Here is a 257-nt window from a genome sequence, read left to right as displayed (position 1 = left end):
GTAAAGAAAAAGTTTAAATTTGTGCTTGATATTCCTGAATACTCGTATCCTATACCTCCTGAACTTCCTGAGGTTCCAGGATTCCCTCCACTTCCTAAACCCAGAAAAGACAATCTGAAGATTGTTTTAAAAAGAGGCAGTGAGATCATCATTCCGCAGCTGACAATAACAGAAGGGATGTATAAGGAGTATAATCTTAATGGTTATCCAGGTACTTATAGCCTTGAATTTGTTTCTACAGGAGGTGCAGTAGTGAC

Annotated in this window: 1 protein-coding gene; it reads left to right on the top strand. The window is 38.5% G+C overall.

Annotation, left to right across the window (positions count from 1 at the left end; translation table 11 throughout):
• Window positions 1-257: hypothetical protein (locus tag SB772_RS42965; protein WP_410838891.1), on the top strand; the 257-nt coding region annotated here is incomplete at both ends.

The organism is Paraburkholderia sp. SIMBA_030 (assembly GCF_046535245.1).
GTDB lineage: Bacteria > Pseudomonadota > Gammaproteobacteria > Burkholderiales > Burkholderiaceae > Paraburkholderia.
The sequence above is the reverse complement of the archived record's forward strand: the minus strand, read 5'-3'. Positions and strand labels throughout refer to the sequence as shown.